Raw genomic sequence first — 24,771 nt, 5'->3', positions numbered from 1 at the left:
CTTATGCCTTTTGCTTGTTACGGCGATTGGTGATGACCATGGAGGCCAGTACGAGCAGTACGGCGACCAGGAACATGGCCGTACCGATCACGTTGATCTGAACGGGCGTTCCGCGCTGCGCCGAACCCCACACGAACATGGGGAAGGTGACGGTCGAGCCCGCGTTGAAGTTGGTGATGATGAAATCGTCGAAGGACAGCGCGAAGGAGAGCAGCGCGCCGGCCGCGATTCCGGGGGCCGCGATGGGCAGGGTGACCCGCAGGAACGTCTGCAGCGGTGAGGCGTAGAGGTCCCGGGCCGCCTCCTCCAGGCGCGGATCCATCGACATCACACGTGCCTTGACCGCGACGACGACGAAGCTGAGGCAGAACATGATGTGCGCGATCAGGATCGTCCAGAAGCCGAGCTGGGCGCCCATGTTGAGGAACAGGGTGAGCAGCGAGGCCGCCATGACCACCTCGGGCATGGCCATCGGCAGGAAGATCAGTGAGTTCACGGCGGAGCGCGCGCGGAAGCGGTAGCGGACCAGCGCGAAGGCGATCAGCGTGCCGAGGACGGTGGCGCCGACCGTCGCCCACACGGCGATCTGCAGGCTGAGGCCCAGCGAGCCGCACATGTCGGCGACGCCGCACGGGTCCTTCCAGGCGTCGGTGGAGAACTGCTGCCATTCGTAGTTGAAGCGTCCCTTCGGTTTGTTGAAGGAGAACACCGTGACGACGACGTTCGGCAGCAGGAGATAGGCGAGTGTCAGAAGTCCCGCGATGACGACGAGATGGCGCTTGAGCCAGGTGACGAAGGGCATTTAGACCAGATCCTCCGTCCCGGAGCGGCGGATGTAGATCGTGACCATGAGCAGAATCGCGGCCATGAGGATGAAGGAGAGCGCGGCGGCCGTCGGATAGTCCAGAATCCGCAGGAACTGTGTCTGGATGACGTTGCCGATCATGCGGGTGTCGGTGGAGCCGAGGAGTTCGGCGTTGACGTAGTCGCCGGCCGCCGGGATGAAGGTCAGCAGCGTGCCGGAGACCACGCCCGGCATCGACAGCGGGAAGGTGACCTTCCGGAAGGTGGTCCAGGGCTTGGCGTACAGATCGCCTGCCGCCTCGTGCAGCCGTCCGTCGATGCGCTCCAGCGAGGTGTACAGCGGCAGGATCATGAACGGCAGGAAGTTGTACGTCAGGCCGCACACCACCGCGAGCGGTGTGGCCAGGACGCGGTCGCCGGCCGTCCAGCCGAGCCAGTCGGTGACGTCCAGGACGTGCAGCGTGTTCAGCGCGCCGACCACCGGGCCGCCGTCCGCGAGGATCGTCTTCCAGGCGAGCGTGCGGATAAGGAAGCTGGTGAAGAACGGCGCGATCACCAGGATCATGATCAGGTTGCGCCAGCGGCCCGCGCGGAAGGCGATCAGATAGGCCAGCGGGTAGCCCAGCAGCAGGCAGAGCACGGTCGCGGCGGCGGCGTAGAAGACCGAGCGCAGGAACTGCGGCCAGTAGTCGCCGAGCGCGTCCCAGTAGGTCGCGAAGTGCCAGGTGACCTTGTAGCCCTCCTCCAGCGAGCCCGTCTGCACGGACGTGGAGGCCTGGTAGATCATCGGCAGGGCGAAGAAGACCACCAGCCAGAGGATGCCGGGCAGCAGCAGCCAGTACGGCGTCCAGTGGCCCCGCTTGCGCGGGGGCTTCTTCTCGGGCGCGGTCGGGGAGAGCGGCGGGGGCGCCTCGGTGAGGGTCGACATCACGCCGCCGCCTCTTCCTGGACACCGGCGTCGATGGCCTGCGCCGCGTCCAGGCCGAAGGTGTGGGCCGGGTTCCAGTGCAGGACCACCTCGGCGCCGGGCACCAGGCGGCCGTCCCGGTCGACGTTCTGCACGTACACCGCGAACTCGGGGCAGACGGCGCTGTCGATGACGTACTGCGTGGAGACGCCGATGAAACTGGCGTCGGCGATCCGGCCGGTGATGCGGTTGCGGCCCTCCGGGATCGCGCCCGCGTCGTCGGCGTGCGTGAGCGAGATCTTCTCCGGGCGGACGCCGACCAGCACCTTGCCGCCGGTCGTCGTGGACGCGGAACAGCGTGCCTCGGGCAGTACGAGCTTGTCGCCGCCCGCCTTGAGGACGATGTCGTCCCCGCTCTTGGAGTCGACCTCGGCCTCGATCAGGTTGGAGGTGCCGAGGAAGTTGGCGACGAACGTGGTGTGCGGGTTCTCGTACAGGTCGGCGGGCGAGCCGAGCTGCTCGACCCGGCCCGCGTTCATCACGGCGACCGTGTCGGCCATGGTCATGGCCTCCTCCTGGTCGTGCGTGACGTGGATGAAGGTGATGCCGACCTCGGTCTGGATGCGCTTGAGCTCCAGCTGCATCTGGCGGCGCAGTTTGAGGTCGAGGGCGCCGAGCGGCTCGTCGAGCAGGAGCACCTTGGGGTGGTTGATCAGGGCGCGGGCGACCGCGACGCGCTGCTGCTGGCCGCCGGAGAGCTGGTGCGGTTTCTTGCGCGCCTGCTCGCCGAGCTGCACCAGGTCGAGCATCTCCTCGACCTGCTTCTTCACCGACTTGATGCCGCGGCGGCGCAGGCCGAAGGCGACGTTCTCGAAGATGTCCAGGTGCGGGAAGAGGGCGTACGACTGGAAGACGGTGTTCACCGGCCGCTTGTACGGCGGCAGGTTCGTCACCTCCTGGTCGCCGAGGAAGACCGTGCCGGAGGAAGGTTCCTCCAGGCCGGCGATCATCCGCAGGGTGGTGGTCTTGCCGCAGCCGGAGGCGCCGAGCAGGGCGAAGAAGGAGCCCTGTGGAACGGTCAGGTCCAGCGGGTGTACGGCGGTGAAGGAGCCGTAGGTCTTGCCGATGCCGGAGAGGCGGACGTCGCCGCTGCTGTCATTCGTCTTCATCGTCGTCACGCCCCTGTGAGCTTCGCGAACTTCACTTCGTAGGCCGTCTCTTCCTTCTGGCTCAGGGAGCGGAAGGCGTGGGACTTGGCCTGCATGGCCTTGTCGGGAACGATCAGCGGGTTGTTCGCCGCGCCCTTGTCGATCTTCGCAAGGTAGGGCTTCACACCGTCGACCGGCGTCACGTAGTTGATGTAGGCGGCGAGCGCGGCGGCCTGCTCGGGCTCGTAGTAGAAGTCCATGAGCCGCTCGGCGTTCGTCTTGTGACGGGCCTTGTTGGGGATCAGCATGTTGTCGGTCGACGTCATGTAGCCGCTGTCGGGGATGACGAAGTCGACGTCCGGGCTGTCCGCCTTGAGCTGCACCACGTCGCCGGCCCAGGCGACGCAGGCCGCGAAGTCGCCCTTGGTGAGGTCGGAGGTGTAGTCGTTGCCGGTGAAGCGGCGGATCTGGCCCTTGTCCACGGCCCTTTGCAGCCGGGCGATCGCCGCGTCGTAGTCGTCGTCGGTGAAGTTCGCCGGGTCCTTGCCCATGTCGAGCAGGGTCATGCCGATGCTGTCGCGCATCTCGGACAGGAAGCCGACGCGGCCCTTGAGCCTGGGGTTGTCGAGCAGGTCGGAGACCGACTTCACCTCGATGCCGTCGAGCGCCTTCTTGTTGTAGGCGATGACGGTCGAGATGCCCTGCCAGGGGTAGGAGTAGGCGCGGCCCGGGTCCCAGTCCGGGTTGCGGAACTGCGCCGACAGGTTGGTGTAGGCGTGCGGCAGGTTGGAAGGGTCCAGTTTCTGGACCCACCCCAGGCGGATCAGCCGGGCGGCGAGCCAGTCGGTGAGGACGATGATGTCGCGGCCGGTGTCCTGGCCCGCGGCGAGCTGCGGCTTGACCTTGGCGAAGAACTCGTTGTTGTCGTTGATGTCCTCGGTGTACTTGACCTGGATGCCGGTCCGCCTGCGGAACGCCTCCAGTGTCGGGTGGTGCTTGCCGCTGTCGTCGAGGTCGATGTACTCGGTCCAGTTGGAGAAGCCGACGACCTTCTCCTGGGCGGAGTGGTCCGCGGCGGACGTGCCGCCCTGGGTCTTGCCGGCCGCGGGGATCCCGCAGGCGCTCAGCGCCCCGAGTCCGCCGGCCGCCAGCGTGCCGCCCGCGGAGGCGCGCAGCAGTGAACGGCGGGTCATGGCTGCCCGGCCGTTGCGGAGACTGCGCCGCAACGCGGCCGCCTGGGCCGGGGTCAGGCGGTCGGGCTCGTACTGCTCCATGCGCGTGGTGCCCTTTCGGGAGGGTTCGGCCGTGCCGTGGTCGGCGGCCGGCCGCCGGTCGTGACTATCGGTCCCCGAAGATCGTGCGGTGCCAGTCCTTGCGGGCCACCGCCGTATTATCGAACATAACGTGCTTGACCTGCGTGTACTCCTCGAACGAGTACGCCGACATATCCTTGCCGAAGCCAGACTGCCGCGAGCCGCCGTGCGGCATCTCGCTGATGATCGGAATGTGGTCGTTGACCCACACACACCCCGCCTTGATCTCCCGGGTCGCGCGGTTGGCGCGGTAGACGTCCCGGCTCCACGCGGAGGCGGCGAGGCCGTACGGGGTGTCGTTGGCCAGCCGGATGCCTTCATCATCACCATCGAACGGGAGAACGACCAGCACGGGCCCGAAGATCTCCGACTGGACGACCTCGCTGTTCTGGGCCGCGTCGGCGATCAGGGTGGGCCGGTAGTAGGCGCCGTTCTTCAGCTCGTCCAGCGGAGCCTCGCCGCCGGTCACCACGCGCGCGTAGGCACGCGCCCGGTCGACGAAGGCGGCGACGCGGTCGCGCTGGGCGTGCGAGACGAGCGGGCCGAGGTCGGTGCCGGGGGCGAAGGGGTCGCCGAGCCGGACGGTCTCCATGAGGGCGGCGGTCCGCTCGACGAAGGCCTCGTAGAGCGGGCGCTGCACGTACGCGCGCGTGGCGGCGGTGCAGTCCTGTCCCGTGTTGATCAGGGCGCCCGCGACCGCGCCGTGGACGGCCGCCTCCAGGTCGGCGTCGTCGAAGACCACGAACGGCGCCTTGCCGCCGAGCTCCAGGTGGAGGCGCTTGACGGTGGCGGTGGCGATCTCGGCGACCCGCTTGCCGACGGCGGTGGACCCGGTGAAGGAGGTCATGGCCACGTCGGGATGACCGACGAGGTGCTCACCGGCCTCCTTGCCGGTGCCGGTGACGATGTTGATCACACCGTCCGGGATGCCCGCGTCGGTGGCCGCCTGCGCGAACAGCAGCGAGGTGAGCGGGGTCAGCTCGGCGGGCTTGAGCACGATGGTGTTGCCCGCGGCGATCGCCGGGAGGATCTTCCAGGCGGCCATCTGGAGGGGGTAGTTCCACGGCGCGATGGAGCCGACGACGCCGATGGGCTCGCGCCGGACGTACGAGGTGTGGTCGCCGGAGTACTCACCGGCGGACTGGCCCTGGAGATGCCGGGCCGCGCCAGCGAAGAAGGCGGTGTTGTCGATGGTCCCCGGGACGTCGAACTCCCGGGTCAGCTTGAGCGGCTTGCCGCACTGGAGGGACTCGGCGCGGGCGAACTCCTCGGCGCGGTCGGCGAGCACGGCGGCGAAGCGGTGCAGCGCGTCGGAGCGCTCGCCCGGGGTGGCGCCGGCCCAGGCCGGGAAGGCCTCCCGGGCGGCGGCCACGGCCGCGTCGACGTCGTCCGTCCCGGCGAGTTCGTATGTGTACACGTCCTCGCCCGTGGCCGGGTCGACCACGGTGTGCGTGCGGCCGGAGGTGCCCTTCGTGAGGCGTCCGGCGATGAACTGCGCGCCGTCCGCGAGGCGCTCCCGCGCGGGAAATCGTTCCGGGGTGGCGGTGCCCGGGTTATGCATGTCGCTCTCCTCCGCCGTCGCCCCGTCCCGGGGGGCGGGTGGCGTAGCTCCAGCTCGATTTGAGTGCCGATCCTGACAGAGGGAAGGTCCTCCAACAAGTGATTCCGTTGTTGCCTTTTGGTTACGCGACGGAATCTGTCGACCAGGTGTCGAGTCGGCGCGGAAAAGGGGGGACGGAGTGTCAGTGGTGCGTGCCAGACTCGCGTGCATGGGGAAGATCGATGGACGCGAAGCCCTGATCAGGGAGGTCCGAGCGGGGGCGAGGATCAAGTACCTGCACTTCTGGGGGCACCGACCGCGGCCGGACGGACGGGTCGGGGCGAGCTGTCTGAGCCAGTGGTGGCCGTCCCCCTTCGTGGTGGACGGGGTGGAGTACGCGACGGCCGAGCACTGGATGATGGCCGGCAAGGCGCGGCTCTTCGAGGACGCGGAGGCGGAGCGCCAGGTGCTGGCGGCGGGGCATCCCTCGCAGGCCAAGAAGGCGGGGCGGCTGGTGCGCGGTTTCGACGAGGCGATATGGGAGCGGGAGCGCTTCCGGATCGTGGTCGAGGGCAGCGTGCACAAGTTCTCCGCGCAGGCCGAGCTGCGGGGGTTCCTGCTGAACACCGGGGACCGGGTGCTGGTGGAGGCGAGCCCGGTGGACCGCGTGTGGGGCATCGGTCTCGCGGCGGACGACGACGCGGCGATGGACCCGGAGCGGTGGCGGGGGCCGAATCTGCTGGGGTTCGCGCTGATGGAGGCGCGGGAGAGACTGGCGCGGGCGGCCTGAGGTCCCCGGCCTCCGGTCTCAGCGCCCGGACACCGCGAGGTAGAAGGCGAGCATCACCAGGCCGAGGACGATGCCGACGGCGCCGCAGATGATGCCGGCCAGGGCCTGGCCTCCGTTGGTCGCCTCACCGCGGCGGGCCTTGCCGCGGCCCAGCGCGCCGAAGATCACGCCGAGCGCGCCGAGCACGATGGCCAGCGGCCACAGGCAGAAGCAGATCGCCGCCAGGATGCCCAGCACCAGCCCCGCCGTGCCCATTCCGTCGTTCGCCATCGGCTGCATGCCGGGCCAGCCGTAGCCCTGCTGGGGCGGGTAGCCGTACGCGATCCGGCCGGGGCCGTCGGGCGCGATGGGCGGCGGCGGGACGGGGGCGTACTGGGGCTGCGGGGCGGCGGCGGGCGGGGCGAAGGGGTTCGGGGGCGGGCTCGGTGCCGCGTGCGGTGCCGGCGTCGGCGAGGGGGCGGCGAACGGGTTGGCCCATGCCGGGGGTGTCTGCGCGGGGGTGTCCTCGGGCGCGGCGGCGGGGAAGGACGTGACCGTCGGCTGGTCGTGGACGGAAGGGGATGCGGGGGTGCCGGAGACGACCGTGCCGCCGGGACTGGGGTGGGGGGCCGGGGGCGCCCAGGGACCTGGGTCGGGCGCCCGGTCCGCGGGCGGCGTCCACGGATCCGGATCCTGCGGCGCCTCGTCGGCCATGGCGGGCGGCCCCCTCTCTGCTGTGTCCCGTCATGCTACGGCCGGGACACGCCCGGCAGGCGCCCGTCCTACGATGATCCCCGAGTCACCGATCAGCCGATCACCCGCGCCCGGACCACGGTCCACGGGCGCCGTTCCGGGGAGGAACCCTTGACCGACCAGAGCGCCGTACCCGCCACCGGCACCACCGACCGCGATCTGCACGCCTTCATCGCCGGACTGCCCAAGGCCGAACTGCACGTCCACCACGTCGGCTCCGCCTCCCCGCGCATCGTCTCGGAACTGGCCGCCCGCCACCCCGACTCCAAGGTCCCCACCGACCCCGAGGCCCTGGCCGACTACTTCACCTTCACGGACTTCGCCCACTTCATCGACGTGTACCTGTCCGTCGTCGACCTGATCCGCACCCCGGAGGACGTACGGCTGCTGACCTACGAGGTGGCCCGCGACCTGGCCCGGCAGCAGGTGCGGTACGCCGAGCTGACCATCACCCCGTTCTCCTCGACCCGGCGCGGCATCGACGAGGCCGCCTTCATGGACGCGATCGAGGACGCGCGCAAGGCGGCCGAGGCCGAGTTCGGGACCGTACTGCGCTGGTGCTTCGACATCCCCGGCGAGGCGGGCCTGGAGTCGGCCGAGGAGACGGCCCGACTGGCCACCGACGACCGGCTGCGCCCGGAGGGGCTGGTCTCCTTCGGGCTCGGCGGGCCCGAGATCGGCGTACCCCGGCCGCAGTTCAAGCCGTATTTCGACCGGGCCATCGCCGCCGGGCTGCACTCGGTGCCGCACGCGGGCGAGACCACCGGCCCGGAGACGGTCTGGGACGCGCTCACCGAGCTGCGCGCCGAGCGCATCGGGCACGGCACCAGCTCCGCGCGGGACCCGAAGCTGCTCGCCCACCTCGCCGAGCACCGAATCGCGCTGGAAGTCTGCCCGACCTCCAACATCGCCACCCGCGCGGTCCGCACCCTCGACGAGCACCCGATCCGGGAGTTCGTGCGGGCCGGGATACTGGTCACCGTCAACTCCGACGACCCGCCCATGTTCGGCACCGACCTCAACAACGAGTACGCGGTCGCCGCCCGTCTTCTCGACCTCGACGAGCGCGGCCTCGCCGGCCTCGCGAAGAACGCCGTCGAGGCCTCCTTCCTGGACGCGGCTGGCAAGGCCCGGATCGCCGCGGAGATCGACGCGTACACCTCCGCGTGGCCCGCCTCCTGACCCCCTTCACAATGGGCCCATGCAGACCGTGACCGCCGTGGCCCACCGCGGCGACCCCTACCGCTTCCGCGAGAACACGCTCGGCTCGCTGCGGTCCGCGCTCGACCGTGGCGCGGACGCCGTCGAGTTCGACGTCCGGCTCACCCGTGACGGCGTCCCCGTGCTGCTGCACGACGAGACGCTGAAACGGCTGTGGGAGCACGACCGGCCGCTGCGCTCGCTCTCGGCCGACGAGGTGCGCGGGCTGACGGCCGCCGGGGTGCCGACGCTGGTGGAGGCGCTGGCCGCGACGGACGACAGCCGGGTGATGATCGACCTGCCGGGCCGGGTCGACGTACGGGTCGCGCGGCGGGTCGTGGACGTCGTCCGGCAGTGCGGGGCGGCGGACCGCGTGTACTACTGCGCCGCCGCCCCCGCGATGCTCGCCGTCCGTGCCGCCGACCCGTCCGCGGAGATCGCCCTGACCTGGACCACACTGGCGCCGCCGCGTCCCGGACTGCTGGACGCGGTCCGCCCCCGCTGGCTCAACTACCGCTTCGCCCTGGTGGACCGCGCCCTCGCCGCCCGCGTCCACCACTCGGGCCACCTGCTCTCCGTCTGGACCCCCGACACCCGCCGCGCCATGCGCCGCCTCCTCGACCTCGGCGTCGACTCGATCACCACCAACCGCATCGACACCCTCTGCGCGCTGCGGGCCCCTTCCTAGGTCGCTACGCGCGAGTGCTGAGGGACGGTCGCCGGGTCGGCCGGGCGGGTGCGGGTGAGGTACTGCGGGACGGGCGCGGTGTCCTTGCCGTTGTCGCGGACGAGGCCGTAGCGCTTGGCGCCCTGGTCGGGGCCGGTCGTGACGTCCTTCTCCACCGCGTCCCAGGTGGTCGGGAAGACGTTCAGGCCGTAGTCGGCGCCCCGCTCGTTCACGGTGAGGGTGACGCTGCCGTCGACGTAGAAGTACTCGTCCTGCCACATCTGCTGAGTGCCGGACGGCAGGACGGCGTAGCCGGTGGCGGAGCTGCCCATGCCGGTGGCGGAGCCGTCGGTGGCGCTGACGGGGTCGTCCATGCGGCGGCCACCGCCCGAGGCGACGTGGAAGACCTTGCCCTTCAGGCCGGTCCAGGTCGGCATCACCAGGCTGCCGGACCGGTACTGGGGCGAGATCTGCCAGCGCACCAGGACATAGCCCTGACCGGTGAGTGTCACGCCGTCCCCGCGGTGGTTCATGGTGGCGTGCGCGCCGCCGCTGCTGGTGAGGCCGGACGCGGGCCGGCGCGGCAGCGCCGCGGGCGGTGTGTCCGGGTCCGGGGCCCGGTCGACGGCGTCGACGACGCTGCCGTACGGCTCGGTCTTCCCGGCCTTCGTCCGTGTCACCGAGGGGGACGGTGAGGGTGACGGCGAGGCGGCGGGGGCCGGCGTGCTGTGTGTGCCCGGCGCCGTGGGGGTGGCCACCGCGCGCGGGGGCCGGGTGTCCGGGGTCTGCGTCACGACGTACGCGCCGCCCGCGACGATGGTCGCCCCCGCCGTCACGGCGACGGCGGGCTTGGTGAGTACGCCCAGCGCCTTGGCGGACCAGCCGACGGAGGTGGCCGCCACCGCCGTCTTGCCGCCGAGGGCCAGCGACAGCGTGAAGCCCGCCGGGACCGGCACCAGGGCGATCCCGGCCAGCAGCCGGACCGCCGGTACGACCGACTCGCGTGTGTCCCCGCAGTAGCCGCAGCCCCTGATGTGCCGGGCCAGCCGCTTGCGCCACACGGAGTCGGGCCGCCCGTTCCAGCGGGCGGTCAGCTCCCGCAGCTCGGGGCAGGCCCCGTCCAGCGCGCGGACGATGCCGCGTGAGGTCTCCAGGCGCTCCTTCATCCGCTGGACGCGCACGGCGGCGTGCTGCCTGCTGATGCCGACGGCCGCCGCCAGCTCGCGCCGGCTCAGCTCTCCGGCGACCTCCAGCCACCACAGCGACAGCAACTGCCGGTCCTCCGCGTCCAGCCAGCGCACGGCCTCCGTGACCTCGCGCCGCTGCCCCTCCAACTGCAGCCTGAGCACCGTGAGTTCGGCGAAGTCGGCGGCGTCCCCCGGCACGTCCTCGGCCAGCCGCTGCGATGCTTTGCGGCGCGCCCGGTCCCGTATCTGCCGCATGGCGATGGCCATCAGCCAGGACCGGAAGCTGTCCGGGTCGCGCAGGGTGCCGAGGTTGCCGACGGCCCGCAGCATGGTCTCCTGGACGACGTCGTCGACGTCGGCGTGGCCGTTCAGCGCCCGGCCGACGACGTTGTACACCAGTGGCAGCCAGCCCTCCACCAGCTCGTCCATCGCCCGCCGGTCGCCGTCCTGCGCCGCCGCGATGGTCGAGCGCCACTGTCGCCCGTGCACGTCCGTCCTCATGCCCGCACCCTCTCAGGCGGGTCGGTGCTGTTGGAAATGTCGGGGGTCACAGTGCGGAGACGGAGGAGGGAGCCGCGGGATAACAGTTTTTCGGCCGGTCGCGGGGGTGGGTGCTCAAGTAGCGGGCACGGCGGCGGAGTACGGGGTCAGTTCTGCCAGCCGCTTGATCTTCCGGCGTACGACGTACAGCGGGACGATCCCGACCACCCCGAACGACATGTCGATCACGGTCCACCAGAAGGGGATCTGACGGATCGGCCCGCAGATCAGGGCGAGCGGGATGATCCCGGCGCAGGCGATCATCCCGAACTCGACGACCCAGATGTTGCGGACGGGATCGCGGTACGGCCCGTAGAAGGCGACTGCGATGACCAGATGGGCGAAGGCCAGCCAGTCCGTGCCGTAGAGCACGAAGGGGTAGTCGGCGTCGGCGGTGTCCATCCCCTGACGGACGCGTGAGATCCAGTCCGTCAGCCCCGGCAGGTGCTCCGGCACGGAGAGCGAACGCAACACCTCCTCCGTCCAGCGGAGTTCGTGGACCAGCGGGAAGGCGGTGGCGCCGCTGAGTACCAGGCACACGACGAAGCAGATCAGCCAGACGCGGATGCCCTTGAGTTGGGCGGCTCTGTCGCTCATGGCAGCAGCGTACGCCCAGAATTGAACGTGTTCAAAACCGAGAGGTGGGGCGCGCGCTCGGGGTCGCCGACGCATCGCGGCCGGGGGCGGATGTGCGGGCCGGGGTGGGAGTGCGGGGGGCGGTGGTCGGACGCTCCTCGCTGGCACGGGGGGTGGGACGAGCGGTGCGGCCGGTGCTGGGCGAGGCCGACGGCGTGGGCACGGCCGACGGGCTGCTCGCGGGTGGCGGGGCGAGCGGGACCGCCGGGGACGCGGGGGGTTCGTGGGCCGTCCGCAGGAGCGGCACCGCGATGAGAGCGGCGACCGCGCAGGACACCCCGACTCCGGCCGCCGTGCGCAGCAGCCGGCGGCGGACCGCGCCCCGGCGGACCTCCTCGTACCGGCCGGGAGGCGGCGCGAGGTGCTCGGAGGGCGGGCGCAGGATGACGGCGAGGGGGTCGTCGGGGTCGAAGTCCGGACCGTCGTCAGAGTATGTGATCAAGACTTCTCCTCAGGTGGGCGCGGAGCAGTTCGCGGGCCGCGTGCAGGTCGGCCTTGACGGTCCCCTCCTTGCGCCCGGTCAGCACGGCCACCTCCCGGATCGGCATGTCAGCGTAGTAGTGCAGCAGGATCGGTGTGCGCAGCCTTTCCGGCAGCGCCTGCACGAGCAGCCGGACCGACGGGTCGGCCTGCTCGGCGGGCGGGCGGACGGACGCTTCGACGGTGGCGCGGCGCACCGCCCGGCGCTCGCGCTCCAGCTTGCGCCAGTGGTCCCGGACGAGGTTGGCGGCCGTGACGTACAGGAAGCCCCTCGGCTCCGCCACGGACGTCCAGCGGGCCCAGAGCCGGGTGAACGCCTCCGAGGCGATCTCGTGGGCCGTCTCGTCGTCGTCGACCAGTCGGCGGCACCAGCCGGCCAGGCGCGGGTAGAGGGCGGCGAACAGCTCGGCTGCCGCCTTCTCACGGGACCGTTTCAACGCTCTCCATGGGGGGTGAGGCATTCATGGGAAAGACCCCGGGCCGACGGCGTGCGTTCCATCGGGGGCGTGGACCGCGTACGGTCCGCCGGACCGGGAGCCTTGCGACGGTCAGGAGCCCGCCGTGCTCAGCGCGGCGAAGACGATCACGTTGTCGGGGTATCCGTCACCGGTACGGGGTCCGCCGCATGTGATGAGCCGCAACTCCGGCCGGTCCACGTCCCCGTAGACCGCCTCGGTCGGGAAGTCCGCCTTGGCGACGGTCCGTACGGAGGTGACGGCGAACTTTGCCGACGTGCCGTTCTCCAGGCGCGCCTCGATCCGGTCGCCCCGGCGCAGCCGGTCGAGGTGCCGGAAGACCCCGTCCCCGTAGGCGCCGACCGTGACATGACCGAGGATCACCGACGGACCGGTCCGACCAGGTGCCGGCGAGTGCCGGTACCAGCCCGCCCGGTCGTGCGCCGTGACCGGGGGCACCTGCACGCCGCCGTCCGGGGCCAGCCCCAGCTCGATGACCGGGGTGTCGACCTCGATGGCCGGGATCCGCAGCCGCACCGGCGCCGAACGGGCCGGGGTGCGCGCCGCGTCGGCGGAGGGCCGCCCGGGCGTGGGCGCCGCGGTGGCGGGCGTCGCGGTCCGGCGGGGCCGGGGGCCGCCGCAGCCCGCGAGCAGCGAGGCGGTCGCCGCGGTGGCGAACGCGCGCCTGGAGAGCCGGGTCATGCCCCGGTCGCCCGCCGGCGGCGGACCAGCAGGACCGCCGCGCCGCCCACCGCGAAGGCGGCGGCTCCCCCGCCGATCAGCATGCCGTCCGTCCCGGCCCCCTCTTGCCCGGCGGCCACACCGGTGTCGGCGGCACCGCGCGGCACGACGGCGACCTGGCCCCGGCGCTCGCGCGGCACCGCGGACGGAACCGGGCTTGCCGCCCGGGTCGGCGCCGCGGACGGCGCGGTGGTGGAGCCCGGCCGGGCGGACGGGACCGGGGTCGCGTCGTCGGCGAACGAGGGCACCGTGCTCGCCAGCACGGCGACGCAGGCGAGTGCCGTGGCACTCAGGACGGTTCGGCGCATGGATCGCTCTCTTTCGTCGGTCGGCCCACCCGATGCGGGGGCGGGCCTTACGGATCGAGCGGAGAGACGAGGCAGCGGCACCGGCAGTTGTAAAGAGCTGGCAAAGTCGCAATCTTCGCGAAGATACGATCAAAAGAGAAGCTCTCTTGGGCGGGAAGCGGCGATATCGGCATGGTTCAGCCATTTCCTGATGGCGCCCCAGACGCGTCCCTACCCTCTGCACGCAGGTGCGGTGCGCGTTCCGCGCCGTCACCGTCAGGCAGTGGGAAAGGGATGGGGCCGTGCCGAGGGCCAGGACGCTTGCCGGGCGAGGCCGACGCCACGCCGCCGTCGCGGGCTGCTTCGGCCTGCTGTGCCTCGCGGGCCCCGCCGTCCTCAGCCAGACGTCCGGAGACACGGCACCGCGGTTCGAGACGGGGCAGGCGTGGCTGCTGTCCACGTCGGCGGGCCTGCTCACCAAAGTGGACGGTACGACGGGACGCCCTGCGGCACAACTGCCCCTGCCGGACGGCGGGGACGCCGGCCGTGTGTCGCTGGTCCAGCAGGGCCCGAACGCCGTACTGCGCTCGGGCGACAGGGTGTGGAGCGTGGACGACGGCCAAGAGCGGTACCGGGCGAGCCCTCCGCCGGTGGGAGCCGCCTTCCTCGTGGTGTCCGGCCCCACCGTCTACGGCGTCGAGCGGCATGTCCGGCCCCGGGGAACCCCCGCCCACCGGACCGTTGCCGAGGTGACCGCCGCTCCCGTGGCCGCCAGGACCGTCGAGGCCGAGCGGGCGGTACGCCTCGGTGCACCCGTGGTGTCCGCCGTCGCCGGAGCCCATGGCAGCCTGTGGGTGGCCCAGGCGTCGTCCGACACCCTCCTGCGCGTCGACGACGGCCGGATCGTCGCCCGTGAGCGTCTTCCAGGCGTCCGCGGCTCCCTGCGGATGACGGCGGCAGCCCACACCGATGTCGTCGCCTTCGACCCCCAGACGGCGAGACTGACCGTCCTGGACACCGCGGGAGGACGGCGAACGGTCCCGGTCGGGGACCGCGTCACCTCCGTCTCCGCGGCCGAACTCGGCGTCCCCTCAAGCGCATCGCCCCTGATTCCCCTGGTGTTCCCCAAGGCCCGGGCCCTCGTGGTCGCGCACGCCGTCACCGGGAAGGTCACCACGGTCCCGTTGCCGGTACAGCCGTCGGACCACGTCGGCGAGCCCGTCGCCGCCGGACGGCTCGTCTACGTACCCGACGACACCTCGGGCAAGGTCCTGGTGGTGGACACGGACGCCCGGCGGATCGTCCGGACCGTCGCACTGGCGGGCGCCGACGGGCGGGCGCGGCTCGACGTGTTCGTCCGGAACGGGCTGGTCTGGGGCAACGACGAGGCCGGCCCCCTGGCCATGGTGGTCTGTCAGGGCACGACACACATGGTCACCAAGTACCCGCGCACGCCCGATTCGGCCCCCACGTACTCCGGCGGCCCGGCCGTGCACACCCGCGCCTCCAGCACACCGACGCCCACCGCCACGCCCAGTCCCCGGCGCTCCTCGCCCACACCGACCGTTTCCCCCAGTTCCCGGCCCTCGCCCTCCCCCTCCCCGACGGGCAGCCCGGCACCCTCCGCCGGCCCGACCCGGCCGGGCGGCGCCCCGACCGCTTCGCCCGGCGGCGCGGATCCCGCCCTGCTGAAGACGATCACGGTCGCGTCGGGAGTGGACTACGGCAGCACCAGCCTGGCGTGGGACCCCGCCTCGGCGCGGCTGGTCACCGCCCACGGTCCCGGTTCGGGCCGTCTGTGGGACGTCTCCGATCCGCGCAGTCCCACCCGTCTGCATCCCGTCGCCGACAGCGAAGGCGGTGACACCCGAGGCGCCGCCTTCGCGGCCGGGGGCGGCCTGCTGTTCGTCGCGGGCCGGCACGCGGGAACGTACGAACAGGACTTCAGCATCTACGCGACCGCGGGCGCCGGGCCGCCCCAGCTGCTGTCCAACACCCCGGCCGCGGGAAGCCAGGACCGCGGCATCGGTCCCGTCGTCGCCGTCCGTCCCGACGGGCGCGCCCTCGCGCTGGAGGGTGGCGGCGCCGGTGGAGGCGGGGTCGTCCTGTGGGACACCGCCGACCCCGCCCATCCCGAGTCCGCCGCGAGTGTGGAGGGCATCGGCGGATCCCTCGCCGCGGTCCAGGACATCGCCTTCAGCCCCGACAACCGCACGATGGCGGCCGTCAGCCTCCACGGCAGGACCGGTGCCCGATACCTGTACCTCGTCGACGTGACCGACGTTCACTCGCCCACGGTCACATCGACGATCCAGGTGGGTGACCGCTTCACCGCGCTGGCCTTCAGCCCCGACGGGCGCCTGCTGGTGGCCCAGGGGAAGGGCGCGTCGGCCGCCGTGTGGAAGCTGGGCGGCGGGGCCGCCCCCGTCGACTCCGGAAGCCTGCCCACGGCCTCCAAAGTCACGGCCGTCGCGTTCGGCCGGTCCGGCTCGGTCCTCGCCACGGGCGAACAGGACGGAACCGTGAAGGTGTGGCGGACGGCCCGCGGACGCGCTCCGCGGCTCCTGCGCACCCTCACCCGCCGGCCGACCGGCATCCACCGGCTCGCGTTCGATCCGCGCACCGGGCTTCTGGGCGTGGCCGACGCGACGACCGTGCAGCTCTGGAATCTCGGGTGACGCCGCGGCTCACCGGGCCGGAGCACCGCACCAGCACTCAGGGGGGAACCATGTCGCTACCGAGCAGCCGGCCGTCCGACGACTGCGTCCGATTCGCCGCGGACTTCGGCACGCTGGCGGACCACATCGGCCGGGTGATCCTCGGCAAGCGCGACGAGGTCGAACTCGCCCTCACCGCCATGTTCGCCGAGGGCCATCTCCTCATCGACGACTATCCGGGCCTGGGCAAGACCTCCCTGGCACAGGCGTTGGCGCGGGCCGTCGAAGGCACCTTCCAGCGCATCCAGTTCACACCGGACATCCTCCCCTCGGACATCACCGGCACGGAGATCTTCCACGAGGGCAGAAGCGAGTTCACCTTCCGGCCCGGACCCGTGTTCGCGAACGTCGTGCTGTGCGACGAGGTCAACCGCGCTTCACCGAAGGCCCAGTCGGCGCTGCTGGAGGTCATGGAAGAACGCCAGGTCACCGTGTACGGCGCGGCCGAACGCGTACCGCACCCGTTCATGGTGGTGGCCACCCAGAACCCGGTCGACTTCGCCGGCACCTATCCGCTCCCCGAATCCCAGCTGGACCGCTTCCTGATCTGCATGCGGATCGGCTACCCGGACGCCTCGACCGAACGGGACATCCTGCGGCAGGAGAGCGCCGGCCGGTCGGCCCCCGAGCTGCAGCGCAGCCTGCTCGCCCGCCGGCTGACGCAAATGATCGAAACGGCCCGGCAGGTGATGGTCAAGGAGGAGATCTACGACTTCGTGGTGCGCGTGCTCAACCGGACCCGCGCCGACGGCGACGTACGCCTGGGAGCCAGCCCGCGGGCCGGGATCGGCCTGATCCGCGCGGCCCGGGTACGCGCGGCGAGCAAAGAACGGCACTTCGTCGTGCCGGCGGACGTCGAGGCGCTCGCCGTCCCCGTCCTGGCGCACCGTCTCGTGCTGGACAACAGCGCGGAGTTCAACGGTGTGACGGCCGCGCAGGTCGTCCAGCGCGCCGTGAGCGACGTCAGGCCGAGCAGGTGAACCTCACTCCCACCGGCTTCGGCACCCTCGCCACCGCCCTGGCCACCGGTGTCGCCGCGGTCGTGCTCGCCTCTCCGGCCCTCGGCGTCGTCGCCGTCTCCGGGGTCCTCGCACCGGCCCTGGCCGCGCTCCTGGTGGCGACGGCACCGCGCACCTCGGTGTCGCTGCGCCTCGACGCGAGCGTGGTGCGCCGGGGCGACCACTTCACCGCAAGCGTCGAAACCGCGGCGGCCGGCCCCTTCCTGTACGGGCGACTGGAGCTGGGCCCCGCGGCCCTGGGTCCCGCGATCGAGGTGACCGGACCGCCCGAGCGGCACGAACGGCACAGGTGGAGTCTTCCGCTGCGGGCGATCCGGCACGGCGCGTTCTCCGTGGCACCCCCCACGCTGGTCCGAACCGACCCTTTCGGGCTCTGCCGGCAGCGTGTGCCCGTAACCTCGGCCTGCCGGCTCCTCGTACGGCCGGCCGACGTCCGCCTCGCCCGTAGCGCCGTCAACGGCCGTACGCGGTCCGCCTCGTCAGGCCGGGGACCGCTGGGGGACCACGGCGAGTTCGACACCCTGCGCCGGTACGAACCGGGCGACGACGTCCGGCTGATCCACTGGCCCAACAGCGCCCGCACGGGGGAGGTCCTGGTCCGCCGGCACGTCGACCCTCCGGCACGGGAGCTGGTCGTCCTGCACGACACGGCGGCGTCCTCGTACGGGGACGAGGAGTACTTCGAACGTGCCGTGGACTTCGCCGCCTCGCTCGTGCGGGCCGCGGGAGAGCAGGGCACGGGGGTACGCCTGGTCACCACGACCGGCGATCGCACGATGCCGTTCCCGGAGGGTGAGCGGCACTCCCCGTACGAGATCGCCCAGGCGTTCGCGACCGTCACGCTCGGGGCCGCCCGGCCGTCCGTCACCGGCCGACGCGGTGGGCTCGGCCGGGCCGCTCGCGAGAGCATCGGCCCGGCACGCGCGGCCGTCCTGGTCACCGGCGAACCCGCGCCGGAACTCCTGGACGCCCTGGCCGGACCGGCACTGCCGCCCGCTCTCCGCATGGTCTGTCTGGGCCCGCGGAAGCCGGGCCCGGAGGTCACCGGATGGGCCCGGCGCTGGGGGGTCGTCCTCATCGACGGTGTCGACGCTCGCGGGGCGGCGGCCCAGTGGTCGCCGCGGGGCGGAGCATGTCGATGAGCACGAGCGGGGTGCGGAAGGTGCTCTGGATCACCGTCGCCACCGCGGCGGCCGGATTCTCCTTCGGCAACGCCTTCGCCTACGAGGGGTTGTTCGTCCCCGTCGTCGCCGCGGCGGCCGGCGCGGCGACGACGGTGGCGGTGCTGCGCCGTACGCGACCCGGCTGGGGGCCCGAGGCGGACCTGCCGGTGCTCGCCGCGCTCGGACTCGCCCTGTGCGCGGTCCTGCTCTTCCACGAGACCCTGACGGCACACGGACCGTGGCAGGCGCTGCGCGCCGCCCTGTCCGCGGTGACGCACGTGTGGTCGCGGCTGGGAGTGAGCCTGCCGGCCTCCGCCGGCCCGGAGGCGCTGACCGCTCCGTTCGCCCTGACCTGGGCGGCGACGGTCACGGCCGCCGAGCTGCGGCTGCGTGCCGGGGTGGGGGCGGCGGCACTCCTGCCGGCGGCGGGAGCGATGACCGTGGCGGTCCTGCTGTGTGCGCCGCAGACCGAGGGGGCGGTCGGACCGGCGTGCGTGTTCACCGCCGCCGCCGCGGCCGACCTGACGGCCCGGGGGACGAGCGCCACCCGCCCGGCCCCGTGGCAGCGCACCGGCCCGGCCCTCCTCGCCCTCACGAGCGTCGGCCTCGCGGTGCTGACCACGGCGGTCCCGCCCTGGCTCAGCGGACGGCTGCCGTACGAGGTGCGCGGTGACGGCGGGGCCGACCGGACCAGTGGCCTCGATCCGCTGGCACAGGCGTCGGTGTGGGCCGGGCAGCCGGGCCGGACGCTGTTCCGCGCCACGGGTGAGGCGCCGTCCGGCTGGGTCGTGGCCCGCCTCGACGCCTACGACGGCGTCCGATGGCAGCCGTCGGGCCGCTTCCGGCCGGCCGCCCTGGTCGTCTACCTGTCGTCCGGCCGGCCCGCGAGGAGCGATGTCGCCGAGACCCGGGTCCGCGTCGAGTCGATGACGGGGCCGTACGTCCCGCTGCCGGAGCACGCCGTCTTTGTCGCCGGAGTACCGGTCCGCGTCGGCCGCCACGACGGGCTGGTGCTCGCCCAGCGAGCTCTGCGCCGCGGCACCACCTACCGGGCGCAGTCGCCACGCCACCCACGCCCCGCCGGGGCACCACGAGGGGAACTGGTCCCGGACCTGTCCTCGCCCGGCCCGTCGGCCCTTCCGGAGAGTCTTCCGGCCGGTCTCACCCCCTGGCTGAACACGGCGACGGCCGGACTGCCGTCCTCCGCGACCCCCTTCCAGCGGGCCACCGCACTCGCCCGGCATCTGCGGGCCCACTACGCGTACCGGCCCGCCGAGGCCGGCGGCCAGTCCCTCGGCGCCGTCCAGCGGTTCCTGACCACGAAACAGGGACCCGCCGCCGCCTTCGCCACCACCTTCGCCCTGGGAACACGGGAGTTGGGCCTGCCGAGCCGGGTGGCCGTCGGCTTCTCCGCCGGCACCCGCCGCCCGGACGGCTCACGCGCCGTGACCGGCGAGGACGTCCGGGTGTGGGCAGAGGTGCGCTTCCGGGACGTCGGCTGGCTCGCCTTCGACATCCTCCCGCGAGCCACCGCGGGGCCCGAGGCGGGACTGGCCCCGCCGACGGCCGGCCCGGCCCGCCCCACGCCGACCGCGTCCGCGACGGCCGCCCCGGCCCCGACACTGCGGCCCTCCGCCCTGCCCGCCCCGCCACCGCCCACGCCCGGCGGCTCCACGGGCGGCATCGCCACCCGGCGGTTCCCCCTCGTGATCCTGCTCGCCCTGCCGGCCATTGCGCTCCTGGCCGCCGTCCGGGTGCTCCTCGTCGGTCCACGGCTGCGCCGCCGCCGGGCCCGGCGGCGCCCCACGGCCGCCGGCCGCGTCACCGGAGCCTGGGAGGCCGCCGCGGCCCGACTCGTGCGCCGCCGGCTGCTGTCCCGCCGCTCCTCCCGCAGCCCCGACCAACTCGTCGACGCCCTGCCACCGCACACCCGCAGCACCCTGGCCCCGCCGCTGCAGGCACTGGGCGCACTGGCCACCCGGGCCCGGTACGGCGACCCCGACGAACAGGAAGCCCTCCTCCACCCCTCATGGCCCAGGATCACCGACGCCGACGCGGAACGCGCCTGGCACTTGGAGGCCGAGATCGCCAACCGCTGCCGGACCGTCTCCAAGCACCCCGGAACACGCCGGCCCGGCCTGCCCTTCCGGCCGCCGCGCACCCTGCCGCGAGGAGGCCGCCCATGACCGGTACCGAGGGCGTGCTGGCCGCCGGACGGGCGCAGGCCCTGCTGATCGGCTCCGGCGCCTATGACGAACCCGACGACCGCTTCGGGCCGGACGCCGAGGGCTGGCCTCCGGTGTCGTCGGCCCGGGCCACCGTGGAACGGATGCGCAGCGTACTGATCGAGCGGTGCGGTATGCCCCCGGACGCCGTCACCACGCTCCACGATCCCGCCGTCCCCGCGGACCTGCTCGCCGAGGTGGACGCGGCGGCGACGAGAGCCGACGGGGGCCTGCTGCTCCTGCACTTCGTCGGGCACGGGGCGCCCGACTACGACCGCCGGGGACTGCGGCTGATGACCCGGCGGTCGGCACCACCGTCCGCACCGGACGCGCTCGCGGGCTACACCCAGGTCAGCTTCCGCAACGTCGTGGAGATCATCCGCCGGGGCAAGGACCGCCGGCCCGAACCCGGCTGTGTGGTGGCCGTCCTCGACTGCTGCCAGGCCGACCGGGGCGCCCCCGACATCACGCAGCTGAAGTCCTACTACTTCCTCGCGGCAGCCACCAGTGACCGGAGCGCCCTGGCCCTGCCGGGCGACGACCTCACTCTCTTCAGCGGCCGGATCATCGAACTCCTTGAGGAGGGCGTACCGGAGTTCGGGCCCGACATCAGGCTGGGTCACTTCGGCGACGTGCTGTGCCGGACGATGCCCGAAGGCGCGCCCGCTCCCAAGGCCTCCGGGCCGGCCGGGCACCTGGTGCTGGCGCCGAACCCGCACCGCGACGCGTTCGACCGGGAGCGGCCGCAGGGTGTCCGCAGGGTGCCGACCGGCCGATGCCCCTATCCCGGCCTGGCCGCCTTCACCGAGGAGCAGCACCGATGGTTCCGCGGCCGTGAGGACGACGCCGACGCCCTCGTCTTCAGCCTCACGCCGGCGCACTCCCCACGCCTGCCGGTGATCCTGAACGGGGTCAGCGGTGCGGGGAAGACCTCGTTCGTGCACGCCGCCCTGCTGCCGCGGCTCGCCGCGGTGGACCCGGAGGGCCCCGCGACACACCGCTTCACCACAGTGCTGCGGCCCAGGCCGCCCCGGCTCCTGCGAGGCCTGGCCGAGGACCTGGCCGCGCTCGTGCCGGGCGCCGACGCCACCGCGTTCGAGGCACGGCTGAGGGAGGGCGAGCAGGGTGTGCGGTCGGTGGCCCGCGCGGTGCAGGCGGCCAAGGCCAGAGACGGCATGCCGCCCGAACTCCTACTGATCATCGACCAGTTCGAGCAGGTGTACAGCCCCGGCACCGCCCCCGCCGAGCGGGCCGCGTTCCAGGCGGCCGTCTGCGCCCTGGCCACCGCCGACTCGCCCGCCCCCTGGCGTCCGGTCGAGCGGCATCGCGCGGAGGAGACGATCCGGGTACGTGTCCTGCTGGCCGTGCAGTCGGAGTTCTCCGGCCTCCTCGCCGGGTCCGACGACGCCCTGCGCCGTGCCCTGACCACGACGCAGCACATCCTGCCGCCGCTGAACGACGAGCAGGTACGCCGAGCGATCGTGGAACCTGCGCTCGCGGAAGGCATCGTCCCCGACGACGACTTCGTCGCCCGCGTCTGCGTCGACTTCGGCGCGGAAGCCGGTCCGGGCCACGGCGGCGCCGATGGCGACCGGCCTCCCGCGCGGCTTCTGCCGTATCTGGCCGAGGCACTGCGCGTCACCTGTGAGCGGTCGCCGCGCGGCCGACTGACACTGCGGGCCTATCTGGACAGCGGCGGGCTGACGGGCGCCGTCAGACAGACCGCCGACACGTGCCTGCTGGGCCTCGACCCCGCCGACCAGGAGATCGCCAAGGCCCTGCTGCTGAGTCTGGTGACATACGACGGCCAACGGCTGCCCGACGAGCTGAAGGCGGTTCCCAGGCAGACGCTCCTGCACGACGTGGCCGGTCTGAGTGATCCGCCCGACGAGGAACGGGCGACCCGGGTACTGGACGAGCTCGGCCGGCACCGGCTGGTGGTCGACACCTCCTCCGGCGTCACGCTGGTGCACCTGACGCTGCTCCGGGCATGGCCGCTGCTGGCCGAGTGGGTGCGGAGCGACCGCGAGTGGCTGGTCGTCCGCGAGCGCGTCCAGAGGGAGGCCCGGCGCTGGGAGGAAGGCGGCCGCGACCGGCGCCGCACTCCCCCGAACGCCTTCCTCCCCGACGACTTCGCGGCGGCGGCCCGGCGAGCCGGCGAGAGCGGCCTCACCGCGCGGGACTGGGACTACCTCGACGCCACCATGACGTGGCACACCCGGCAGGCGGGCCGACGGCGGTGGAACAGGCGGCTGCGGTGGCTCAGTGCCGCCACCGCCGTGGCCGCGAGCCTGGCCTGTGTGGTGGCCGTCCGGTTCGGCGCCGATCAGCGTGACGCGGCGGCCTCGGCACGGGACGAACGCACCGCCGCCAGGCTGGCGTCCGCGGCCCGGGCGATGAGCACGAGCCACCCCGACCTCGCGGCCAGACTCGCGGTGGCCGCGTACCGCGCGGCTCCCACCCCGACCGCCTGGACCGCACTGCTGGAGAACGCGGCACAGGTCCGCCCCACCGCGGTCTCCGACGCCGTGACCAGTCGGCTGACCGGCGCCCCGCTCACCGTCGCCGCGGGGATGATCGCGACAGTGACACCGAAGGGCGTCGCCCTCGACGCCACGGCCGACGGGCACCGGGTGGCGCTCCTGCCCGACAGCGCCGGATGCACCGAGGTCGCCTTCGGCCGCCGAGGACGGCTCCTGGCCGGGTTCGACGCCCACGGCTCCGTACGGATCTGGGACGTCACGCACCCTCGCCGGCCACCGCGCGCGTTCTCCGCCCAGGTGCCGAGCGGCCCCCGGGGCGCGGTGTCCGTCACGCTGACTTTCAGCTCCGACGACGCGCTGCTCGCCGTCGGGGCCGCCGACACGGGGAGCACCGACGGCGGCTTCGTGTCCGGCAGCGAGATCTGGCGGGTGCCGGCTGCCGCGGAGCCGGCGCGTGCGAAGCGGCTGCCCGGCGGATACGCCGTGTTCACGGGGGCCGGCACGACCCTCGCCGTGGCCGACGCGGACGGCGACTGGAGCCTGCGTGACGTCGGGCGTTCCGCGGCGGCCGGGGCGCCCGTCGGGCTGCCGCTGTCCCGGATGTCCCCGGACGCCACCTGCTTCGGCCCCGACGGCACGACGGCCGCGCAGGTGGGTGAACCGCCCCGGCTGTGGCGGCTGACGGGGCGAACCGCCCGCCCGCTGGGCGGATTCGCGCCGCAAGGCGGTTCGTGCGCCTTCTCCGACGACTCCGGTGCGCTCGCCGTCTTCGGACGGTCCACCGAGTTGTGGCGCCTGCGGGACGGTCGGCCACCTGTCCGGGCAGCCGTCGTCGACGGGCCCTCCGACGGCTCCCCCACCGGAAGCGGCCGGTTCGATCCGGACGGCGGGCTGCTGGCGGTGCCCGGCAACCCGCCGCACCTGTGGAACGTCGCCGGACTGCGGCAGCCGGGGCTGCTGGCCACGCTCCGCCCGGCCGGCGCGGCCGGCCCGACCGCGGTCGACTCCTCCGGCACCGTCGCCGCCGTCGCACTGGACGACGGGGCCCTGGCCGTGTGGCATCTGCGCGACGGCGCCCGGCCGCGGCGCCTGCCCGACGTGCCCGGGCCGGCCGACGGGCGGCCCGCGACACGGCTGGACTTCGCCCCCGGAACGAAGCGGCTCACCGTCGGCCACCTGGGCGGCGCGCGCGGCACCTGGGACCTCGGCCGGTCGAAGGCCGTGCCCGCGGCCGACCCTCCCGCCCAGCTCCTCTCGGGTCCTCCCGCTGCGACATCCGCTCACGGAGGCATCCGCGCGACCGGCGACGGCGCCGCGGTGACGCTCACCCGGGGCTCCGGGAGCGCCCGGGACGAGACCTCGGTGGTCCCGACCCCCGGTGGCGCGGCCGTGACGGCATTGGCGTTCAACGCGGACGGCACCCTGCTGGCCGTCGGTGACGAGCAGGGGAACATCACGCTCCTGAAACTCGCCGACGACGCCTCCGTCCCGGCCACCGCCGTGCTGCCCGCCCGTCCGGCGGGCGTCGGAAGTCTCGCGTTCGGCGACGACGACCGGCTCGCCGTGGCCGCGGCGGACGGCGGCGTCCTGCTGTCCACGGTGAGTCCGGCCGCGCTCACCGACCAGATCTGTGCCGCCCCGCTGAGTCCGCGGTCCGCCGCCCTGTGGCCCGCGGACCTGACCGACCGGGCGAAGTCCGCCTGCCCCGACGACTGATCACCCATCGAACGCAAGGAG

The 24,771-nt window shown here is 73.0% G+C and carries 20 protein-coding genes; 8 read left to right on the top strand and 12 right to left on the bottom strand.

Features of this window, described 5'->3' with window-relative positions; translation table 11 throughout:
* Window position 1 precedes the first annotated feature (1 nt).
* The 5 genes from ACZ7L0_RS30180 to ACZ7L0_RS30160 form a co-directional block, all read right to left on the bottom strand.
* On the bottom strand, window positions 2–802 hold the full coding sequence (locus ACZ7L0_RS30180) for an ABC transporter permease (protein WP_471245674.1): 801 nt from the start codon (window positions 800–802) through the stop codon (window positions 2–4).
* On the bottom strand, window positions 803–1,732 hold the full coding sequence (locus ACZ7L0_RS30175; RefSeq protein ID WP_471245673.1) for an ABC transporter permease: 930 nt from the start codon (window positions 1,730–1,732) through the stop codon (window positions 803–805).
* The gene (locus tag ACZ7L0_RS30170) at window positions 1,732–2,889 is read right to left on the bottom strand and encodes an ABC transporter ATP-binding protein (protein ID WP_471245672.1); all 1,158 of its coding nucleotides are present in this window, start codon (window positions 2,887–2,889) and stop codon (window positions 1,732–1,734) included. Before ACZ7L0_RS30170 ends, ACZ7L0_RS30175 begins: the two co-directional genes overlap by 1 nt.
* Window positions 2,886–4,133: a polyamine ABC transporter substrate-binding protein gene (locus ACZ7L0_RS30165; RefSeq protein WP_471245671.1), complete on the bottom strand. Its 1,248-nt coding sequence runs from the start codon at window positions 4,131–4,133 to the stop codon at window positions 2,886–2,888. Before ACZ7L0_RS30165 ends, ACZ7L0_RS30170 begins: the two co-directional genes overlap by 4 nt.
* Before the next feature lie 64 nt (window positions 4,134–4,197).
* Entirely contained in the window at window positions 4,198–5,733 is a 1,536-nt protein-coding gene (locus tag ACZ7L0_RS30160) for a gamma-aminobutyraldehyde dehydrogenase (RefSeq protein WP_471245670.1), read from the bottom strand.
* A gap of 208 nt (window positions 5,734–5,941) precedes the next feature.
* On the opposite strand from ACZ7L0_RS30160, the gene ACZ7L0_RS30155 reads away from it, so the two are divergent.
* Window positions 5,942–6,502, top strand: a complete 561-nt coding sequence (locus ACZ7L0_RS30155; protein ID WP_471245669.1) for an NADAR family protein — start codon at window positions 5,942–5,944, stop codon at window positions 6,500–6,502.
* Between the two features lie 18 nt (window positions 6,503–6,520).
* Here the strand turns inward: ACZ7L0_RS30155 and ACZ7L0_RS30150 are convergent, their stop codons facing one another.
* Window positions 6,521–7,195 (bottom strand): DUF4190 domain-containing protein, encoded by a 675-nt coding sequence (locus tag ACZ7L0_RS30150; protein ID WP_471245668.1) that lies wholly within the window; start codon window positions 7,193–7,195, stop codon window positions 6,521–6,523.
* Window positions 7,196–7,294: 99 nt separating this feature from the next.
* Here ACZ7L0_RS30150 and ACZ7L0_RS30145 point away from each other — a divergent pair, with 99 nt between their 5' ends.
* Together ACZ7L0_RS30145 and ACZ7L0_RS30140 are read left to right on the top strand one after the other, a co-directional pair.
* Window positions 7,295–8,416, top strand: a complete 1,122-nt coding sequence (locus ACZ7L0_RS30145; protein ID WP_471245745.1) for an adenosine deaminase — start codon at window positions 7,295–7,297, stop codon at window positions 8,414–8,416.
* A gap of 19 nt (window positions 8,417–8,435) precedes the next feature.
* The gene (locus tag ACZ7L0_RS30140; RefSeq protein WP_471245667.1) at window positions 8,436–9,122 is read left to right on the top strand and encodes a glycerophosphodiester phosphodiesterase; all 687 of its coding nucleotides are present in this window, start codon (window positions 8,436–8,438) and stop codon (window positions 9,120–9,122) included.
* Here the strand turns inward: ACZ7L0_RS30140 and ACZ7L0_RS30135 are convergent.
* The 6 genes from ACZ7L0_RS30135 to ACZ7L0_RS30110 all read right to left on the bottom strand — a co-directional run bounded on the left by ACZ7L0_RS30135 (window position 9,119) and on the right by ACZ7L0_RS30110 (window position 13,448).
* A complete protein-coding gene (locus ACZ7L0_RS30135) occupies window positions 9,119–10,789 on the bottom strand; it encodes an RNA polymerase sigma factor (RefSeq protein WP_471245666.1) in 1,671 nt (556 codons plus the stop codon). The two genes, ACZ7L0_RS30140 and ACZ7L0_RS30135, sit on opposite strands and share 4 nt — an antisense overlap.
* A gap of 114 nt (window positions 10,790–10,903) precedes the next feature.
* Window positions 10,904–11,425 carry a hypothetical protein gene (locus ACZ7L0_RS30130; RefSeq protein ID WP_471245665.1) on the bottom strand — a complete coding sequence of 174 codons (522 nt, stop codon included), beginning with the start codon at window positions 11,423–11,425 and terminating at the stop codon, window positions 10,904–10,906.
* A 31-nt stretch (window positions 11,426–11,456) separates the two neighbouring features.
* Complete coding sequence (locus ACZ7L0_RS30125) at window positions 11,457–11,906, bottom strand: hypothetical protein (protein WP_471245664.1); 450 nt, start codon at window positions 11,904–11,906, stop codon at window positions 11,457–11,459.
* The gene (locus tag ACZ7L0_RS30120) at window positions 11,890–12,381 is read right to left on the bottom strand and encodes an RNA polymerase sigma factor (RefSeq protein ID WP_471245663.1); all 492 of its coding nucleotides are present in this window, start codon (window positions 12,379–12,381) and stop codon (window positions 11,890–11,892) included. The genes ACZ7L0_RS30125 and ACZ7L0_RS30120 overlap by 17 nt, the downstream gene beginning before the upstream one ends.
* A 111-nt stretch (window positions 12,382–12,492) precedes the next feature.
* On the bottom strand, window positions 12,493–13,101 hold the full coding sequence (locus tag ACZ7L0_RS30115; RefSeq protein WP_471245662.1) for a class F sortase: 609 nt from the start codon (window positions 13,099–13,101) through the stop codon (window positions 12,493–12,495).
* Entirely contained in the window at window positions 13,098–13,448 is a 351-nt protein-coding gene (locus tag ACZ7L0_RS30110; RefSeq protein WP_471245661.1) for a sortase-dependent protein, read from the bottom strand. The genes ACZ7L0_RS30115 and ACZ7L0_RS30110 overlap by 4 nt, the downstream gene beginning before the upstream one ends.
* A gap of 281 nt (window positions 13,449–13,729) precedes the next feature.
* Here ACZ7L0_RS30110 and ACZ7L0_RS30105 point away from each other — a divergent pair, with 281 nt between their 5' ends.
* From ACZ7L0_RS30105 to ACZ7L0_RS30085, 5 genes are read left to right on the top strand one after another with little or no spacing between them, the layout of a single operon-like run.
* Window positions 13,730–16,105, top strand: coding sequence for a WD40 repeat domain-containing protein (locus ACZ7L0_RS30105; RefSeq protein ID WP_471245660.1), 2,376 nt, complete (start codon window positions 13,730–13,732; stop codon window positions 16,103–16,105).
* A gap of 50 nt (window positions 16,106–16,155) precedes the next feature.
* Window positions 16,156–17,124 carry an AAA family ATPase gene (locus ACZ7L0_RS30100; protein ID WP_471245659.1) on the top strand — a complete coding sequence of 323 codons (969 nt, stop codon included), beginning with the start codon at window positions 16,156–16,158 and terminating at the stop codon, window positions 17,122–17,124.
* Window positions 17,121–18,305, top strand: coding sequence for a DUF58 domain-containing protein (locus ACZ7L0_RS30095; RefSeq protein ID WP_471245658.1), 1,185 nt, complete (start codon window positions 17,121–17,123; stop codon window positions 18,303–18,305). The genes ACZ7L0_RS30100 and ACZ7L0_RS30095 overlap by 4 nt, the downstream gene beginning before the upstream one ends.
* On the top strand, window positions 18,302–20,512 hold the full coding sequence (locus ACZ7L0_RS30090) for a transglutaminaseTgpA domain-containing protein (protein ID WP_471245657.1): 2,211 nt from the start codon (window positions 18,302–18,304) through the stop codon (window positions 20,510–20,512). The genes ACZ7L0_RS30095 and ACZ7L0_RS30090 overlap by 4 nt, the downstream gene beginning before the upstream one ends.
* Window positions 20,509–24,750 carry an nSTAND1 domain-containing NTPase gene (locus tag ACZ7L0_RS30085; protein ID WP_471245656.1) on the top strand — a complete coding sequence of 1,414 codons (4,242 nt, stop codon included), beginning with the start codon at window positions 20,509–20,511 and terminating at the stop codon, window positions 24,748–24,750. The genes ACZ7L0_RS30090 and ACZ7L0_RS30085 overlap by 4 nt, the downstream gene beginning before the upstream one ends.
* Window positions 24,751–24,771: the final 21 nt, after the last annotated feature.

The sequence above is a fragment of the Streptomyces sp. NPDC039424 genome (assembly GCF_055639495.1).
Note: the sequence above shows the minus strand (reverse complement) of the source record. Positions and strands in the feature narration are given on the sequence as shown.